This is a genomic window from uncultured Ruminococcus sp. (assembly GCA_902785355.1).
Lineage (GTDB): Bacteria > Bacillota > Clostridia > Oscillospirales > Acutalibacteraceae > Ruminococcoides.
The window spans coordinates 1-6,309 of sequence record CACZYF010000064.1; the positions used below are offsets into that span (position 1 = coordinate 1).

General features: G+C 49.7%; 5 protein-coding genes. 3 read left to right on the forward strand and 2 right to left on the reverse strand.

All coding sequences use genetic code 11. The features are described from left to right. Positions 1–3,549 (reverse strand): starch-binding protein (locus R2I50_RS09915; RefSeq protein ID WP_316608981.1); only part of this gene is annotated, 3,549 nt, incomplete at its 3' end. Between the two features lie 217 nt (positions 3,550–3,766). On the opposite strand from R2I50_RS09915, the gene R2I50_RS09920 reads away from it, so the two are divergent. Beyond that, positions 3,767–4,147, forward strand: coding sequence for a hypothetical protein (locus tag R2I50_RS09920; RefSeq protein WP_316608982.1), 381 nt, complete (start codon positions 3,767–3,769; stop codon positions 4,145–4,147). Positions 4,148–4,206: 59 nt separating this feature from the next. Continuing rightward, positions 4,207–4,434 carry a DUF378 domain-containing protein gene (locus R2I50_RS09925; RefSeq protein WP_316608983.1) on the forward strand — a complete coding sequence of 76 codons (228 nt, stop codon included), beginning with the start codon at positions 4,207–4,209 and terminating at the stop codon, positions 4,432–4,434. A 209-nt stretch (positions 4,435–4,643) separates the two neighbouring features. On the opposite strand, the gene R2I50_RS09930 is transcribed toward R2I50_RS09925, so the two are convergent. Beyond that, positions 4,644–5,261 (reverse strand): IclR family transcriptional regulator, encoded by a 618-nt coding sequence (locus R2I50_RS09930; RefSeq protein ID WP_316608984.1) that lies wholly within the window; start codon positions 5,259–5,261, stop codon positions 4,644–4,646. Positions 5,262–5,497: 236 nt separating this feature from the next. On the opposite strand from R2I50_RS09930, the gene modA reads away from it, so the two are divergent. Then, positions 5,498–6,301, forward strand: coding sequence for a molybdate ABC transporter substrate-binding protein (gene modA / locus R2I50_RS09935; RefSeq protein WP_316608985.1), 804 nt, complete (start codon positions 5,498–5,500; stop codon positions 6,299–6,301). Positions 6,302–6,309 lie beyond the last annotated feature (8 nt).

Here is a 6,309-nt window from a genome sequence, read left to right on the forward strand (position 1 = left end):
GAAGTAAACGGTAACATTGCCTGCGTGAGCCGCGTCAACAGTGTATTCGTTGTCCATACCGTCGGGGTACCAAGTCTGAGTACCGTTCTCAACCTTTACGACCTTTACGCCGTCGCCCTCGGTAAGGGTGGTAGAAATCATGTACTCGCCGGGAGCGCCGGGATTCTCACTCATCTTATACTGAGCGTTGGTTTCCCAGCCGCTGAAGGTACCTACGAGGTAGATACCGTCATCGCCTACGGGAGTAGGAGCGGTAGTGGGTTCGGGAGTGGGATTCTCGCCGCTGATAGCATAGAAATCTACTTCATATTTGCCTTCGCCGTTGAGATTGGTCATGTAAACGCCGGTCGCGCCGGTAAAGGGAATATCAACGGTCTGAGAAGTACCGTCGGTAATGATGTAGTTAGTCATGCCCTCGGGCATCTCGAAGGTGAATCTTTCTTCACCGAATTCATTCTGACCGATAGAGGTCATTGCAACGCCGGGCCACTCTACAGGCTCAACGCCCTCGCCCCAATAATAGATATGAACGTTGCCGAAGCCCTTATTGTTAGAGAAGATAATGGTTCTGGAGGTAGGATCGGGAGTAGGAACGGGATCGCCGGAGCCGGAACCGGAGCCGGAGCCATCGGATCTCCAACCTGTTACGAGATAATGACCCTGATCGTTCTTAGAGCCGTCCATCCAGTAACCGTCATAGGTAAAGTCAGTGATGTCCTCGGTCTGAGCGCCGTTACCGTTGCTCAGGATAACGCCGACAGCATCCTCGGGAACATTGCACTTGAACTGAGTCTGGCCGTATTCATTCTGAGTGGTCTCAGCCATTGCGGAACCGGGCCATTCGCCGTTGATCGCTTCGCCCGCAGCGTTCCAAGCGTAGACATATGCGCTGCCCCAACCGAAGTTGTCGGTCAGCAGGAAGGTGGATTTAACCGGATAATCGGGAGTAGGCTCTACAGAACCGCCGGAACCGTCGGAGTTCCAGCCGGTAACCTTGTAGTGACCGAGCTCGTTCTTAGAGCCGTCCATCCAGTAACCGTCATAAGAGAAGTCCTTGATATCCTCGGTCTGCTCGCCGTTACCGTTGCTCAGGATAACGCCGGTAGCGCCCTTGGGAATATAGCATCTGAACTGAGTCTCGCCGTACTCATTCTGAGTGGTCTCAGCCTGAGCGGAACCCGGCCATGCGCCGTAAAGCTCGTTGCCGTCATCATCCCATGCATATACATATGCCTGACCCCAACCGAAGTTATCGGTCAGCAGGAAGGAACCTTCGGTATCAGGATCCGGGTCGGGACCGGGAGTCGGGGTGGGATCGGGAGTGATATCATAGAATTCTACGTTATAATGACCCTCAGCATCCTGATCGGTCATGTAAACGCCGGTAGAACCATAGAACGGAACATCGACAGTCTGCTGGCTGCCGTCGTTGATGATATAGTTGGTGATGCCTGCGGGAATATCGAAGGTGAATCTCTCTTCGCCGTATTCGTTCATACCGATGGAGGTCATCGGAACGCCGGGCCACTCAACGGGCTGATCTGAATCAGACCAATAATAGATATTAACAGTGCTGAAGCCCTTATTGTTGGAGAAGATAATGGTGCCGCCCTGTTCGGGATCGGGCTCTGTGGGCTCCTCATACGGAGTAGTCGGGATAATGATCGGAGTCGGAGTGGTAGGCTGTACAGGCTGTACGGTCTTTTCCTTGCCGATATCAAACTTGACGCTCATCTTAGCGATATAGCGCTGGATCAGAGTAGCGTCGATAACAGTGATGAAGCCGTCGCCGTCTACATCAGCAGCAAGCTGCTGCTTCTCGGTCAAATCAGCTTCGCCGACAGAAGAACGCATAACGATAACTGCGTCGCGACTGCTGACAGTACCGTCGCCGTCTGCGTCACCGAGGATATAGGTCTCGGGAGGATCGGTAGGAGCAGGAGGATCGGTGGGCTTGGGAGCTTCGTTGTTCTCATAGAGAACCGCAACGCCGGTAGAACCGACAGAACCCTTGATCTGGCTCTTGGTAACGGTAAAGGTGTTGCCGGTGATAGCGTCCTTATAGGTGCCCGCGGTCAGCTTGTGATTTGTCAGAGTGACATTCTTCGCGGTGGTGCCGCCGAGATTGACAATCATCGCGCCTGTCGTGCCTCTCTCGATATAGGCGGTGCCGTTTGAGTTAGAGCAATATTCGGACTGACCGATAAAGTAGTTATGGAACTGGTTGATTGCCTTGGTGGTAGCGTTGGACCAAGAGGTCTTGCGCGCTTCGCCTAAGGTGATATTGTACAGATCATTCTTGTTGGTGCTGTCGGAGGGACGAGCAAGATAAACAGAGGAAATGCCCGCGCGACCCGCAACAAGCGCCCAGATCTTACCGCGCTGAACGGTGCTCAAAGAAGTGGTAGCGCCGTCAATATAAGTATCGTGAGATTCGTCCCACAGCATGGTGTTGGCAGCGGTAAAGTTGGAGCTGGGATAATACGGGATCGGGTTGCCGCTGTACTCGCCGATAACAGCGTTCTTGATCTGCCAATAGGAACCGGAGTCGGTGACGTCGAACAGCTTGGTGTACCAGCTGTAGGGACGGCTGATACCGCAGGTGTTCAGGATCTCGCCGTAAGCATAAATCTCTTTGTCAGAATACTGACTCTGAACCTTCTTGAGCGTGTTGGTCCAGAAAGAGGAGCCGAGACCGTCATGATCGTCGGGAGTTTCGATATGCTTCGCCGCGTCAAAGCGGAAACCGTCAGCACCCGCCTCGACCAGCTCTTTCATGTAATCATAGATTGCTGTCTGAACACGGGTATCCTCGGTCTTTAAGTCAGGCAGACCGGAGGTGCAGTTACGGGTAAGGTCATATGCGGAATTATAATAAGTATTATTGCTTTCGATATACTGCATCTTCTTCCACGGTGAATGGAACAGCTTGTTATTGTATATCTCAGGCTCAAAGTCCTTTGCCTTGGGCGTAACATGGGACATCGGATCTTCGGAGGTATTATTGTCATCGCCCTCTTTGGTACCCATATGGTTGATAACGGCGTCAACAATAACCTTCAGACCGAGCTCATGCGCCTTTTCACACATGGAAACGAACTCGGCTTTGGTGCCCAGTGCGTTATCGGTGCTGTTGTTGAGCTGGAAGCCCGCGGGCTGATAGAACATCCACCAACCGTTCTGGCCGTCGTTCTGCAAAAACTTTGCGCCTTTGGTACCCTTCTTGATCTCGTTGGGGGGAGATACCTGAATGGTGGTGAAGCCCTGCTCGGCGATGGTCTCAAGATTCGATTCGATATTCTTGAAAGACCAGGTCCATGCCTGCAGGATGGTACCGTCATTTACGGTCTTAGAAAGACCGTAATTGTTTTCCACGGTTGTTTGAGCCAGCATATCTTCATATGCGGAGCCCGCGCCGGCTATGTTAATGTCCGCGGCTGTATCAGCCGTGTCAGCCTGCGCTGCCGAGGTAGCAACGATGCCGACAGAAAGAATGGACAGTACCATAGCGAGTGCTAACAACACGCTGAGTAATCGTCTCATTTTCATATTATTCCTCCTAAAAATTGTGGGCAACAGGACATAGTTACCCTATACTGAGTATTCCTCACAATCAAGTATAACAAATTTGTCAACATTCTTCAATTCACTTTTTCTACAAATATTACAGTAAATATTCAACAAATTTGCCAATAATCAAATCGAATCATTTTATTCATGTTGCATTTCGTACGAAATCGTGATAAAATACCCATCGGTGATAATAATGAAAAAGTGTGAATACTGCGCGAAAGAGATATCCTATCACGAAATGTACTGCTGTGATGTATGTCAGAACAGTGCCAACAAATACTATGATCTGAAAGATAAATTTCAAAAACCGTATTCTGTTATCAACGGTATATTTGTTATCGCGATCGGCATTTGTATCTTTCTTTATTCGTTTTTGCGCGACGTCGGCGCGATCGGAGGCGCCTCTTCCCTATTGATACTGGGTCTGATGTACTTCTTCCTCCCCTTTCCGCCTGAGATCATGATACATAAGTATAAGTTAAAAAAATCCATTTTGATCACAAAGATCATCGCGGGCGTCATCTTCGCGCTGGGACTGATCGTGTTAATATTTTACTTGACGCATATCATATGAATATCAAACGGTATTCGGCAAACAATAGCATTACAGTCTATCTGTAAGGAGGTTTACCGATGCTGGATAAAATCGCATTGACATTATTGATCGTAGGCGGTATCAACTGGGGCAGCGTTGGCTTGTTTCAGTTCGATCTGGTCGCGTTCCTCTTCGGCGGACAGTCAGGGATCGTCAGCCGTATCGTCTATGTTATCGTCGCTCTGGCGGCGCTGTGGTGTATCTCGCTTCTGTTCAGAGATACGACCGAAGCCGGCGACCGCGACTATCAGACAAGCGCCACATAATCAGAAAAGCTGCTTCATCACGAGGCAGCTTTTTTCATACTAATCCTTGATAAAAAGATTTAATCAGATATTAGTGATATATTTCGGATAGCGCGACGGGAGACGCAGACAGGCTAGCGCCTGTCAAGGAGCCCAACAAAGCTATACGAAATATAGCGCAATAGATGATAAAGGTTTTTATTAAGGATTAGTATCATATCCATATTCGATTATTCTGCATATCCCAATGCCGCGGAGAGCATTTTTGCCTGTCTGGCGGTTGCCTGTATCGCGTTTTCAAAGTCAACGGACCTGACTCTGCGGAAGAAACCGATGGTCGTCAGGGCGTATCTGATCTCCCCCGCCGTGTCGAATACGGGAGCGGAAACAGAACGCAAACCGACCTTATATTCGCCGTCCTCGACAGCGTAGCCGTTCCTGCGGATCTCCTCAAGCTGTACCGATAACTGTTCCTGTTCCGTGATGGTATGAGGGGTATATTGAAGCATCGGGCGACGTTTGCACAGAGAGCGAACCTTTTGCTCAGGCATAAACGCGAGCATGAGTTTTCCCTGCGAAGTGCAGTGAAGCGGTAATCTTACGCCGATCTCAGGCAATATCTGTACGCCCGAGGAGCTGACGGCATAGTCGAATGAAACAGCGTTTTCACCGTCAAGCAGACTGATGACGGAATTCGCGCCCGTCAAAGAACTCAGACTCTCGAGATACGGTCGAGAGATCGCGCTGATATCAAAGCCGCGCGATACCGCCGATCCGTATTCAAAGAGCTTAATCCCTAAGGAATATGAGCCGTCGGGCAATTGCCTGACAAGACCTCTGTCGCGCATGGTAGAAACCAGAGCGTGCGTAGTGCTTTTCGGAACAGCGCGTCGAGGATATCGATCGCTTTGAGCAGGGATTTTACTTTTCCTTTATCTTCTTCCATCTGATCACCTATTCTGTATTACTGAACGATTATTCTATTATACAGAACGAATAAAATTGTGTCAACACCTTGAAAATGGTAAAATATGCTTATATTAATGGAAAGGAAGTTATCCATGAATTGGAAAGGAAGTTATCCATGAATAGAATTATCGCGCTGATACTGTCAATCATTCTCGTTTTATCCCTTGCCGCGTGTTCGACTACCACTGTCAAAGAAGATAAGGAATCGGCAGAGGTCGTTGTCTTTGCCGCGGCAAGTATGACAGAAACGCTGGAAGAAATAGAGAAAAGCTATATCACTGCTCACCCCGACGTCAAGCTGACATTTAACTTTGATTCCTCAGGTACACTGAAAACACAGATCGAAGAGGGCGCAGTGTGCGATCTTTTCATCTCCGCCGCTCAAAAGCAAATGAACGGTCTGGAAGAGGGCGGCTATATCGACGCCGCTACAAGAGTAGACTTACTCGAAAACAAGGTCGCTCTGTGCGTAGCGGAGAATTCCAAAGCCGATATCGCGACCTACGAGGATATGAAATCCCATTTGGAAGCAGGAGATATCCTGATGGCGATCGGCAACGAGGACGTCCCTGTCGGACAGTATACCCGGAAGATATTTTCCTACTACGGGCTCGATGAAAAGGCTCTTTCTGATAAAGGCGTGCTGACCTATGGCTCAAACGTCAAAGAGGTCACGACTCAGGTCGCAGAGGGTACCGTAGACTGCGGCATCATCTATCAGACTGACGCTTACTCCGCAAAGCTGACCGTCACCGATACCGCTACCGAAGAAATGTGCGGTCAGGTCATCTATCCCGCGGCTGTGCTCAAAAACAGCAAGGTCGCCGAGCAGGCAAAAGCGTTCCTCGACTATCTGCAAACGGCAGAGGCTTCCGCTGTATTCGAGAAAGTCGGCTTCACACCGCTTGCCAACAAATAAGGATTCGA

Coding starts and splice junctions, on each gene's coding strand:
- R2I50_RS09925 (WP_316608983.1), top strand. CDS start 4,207: ATGCTGGATAAAATCGCATTGACATTATTGATCGTAGGCGGTATCAAC.
- modA (WP_316608985.1), top strand. CDS start 5,498: ATGAATAGAATTATCGCGCTGATACTGTCAATCATTCTCGTTTTATCC.
- R2I50_RS09930 (WP_316608984.1), bottom strand. CDS start 5,261: ATGCGCGACAGAGGTCTTGTCAGGCAATTGCCCGACGGCTCATATTCC.
- R2I50_RS09920 (WP_316608982.1), top strand. CDS start 3,767: ATGAAAAAGTGTGAATACTGCGCGAAAGAGATATCCTATCACGAAATG.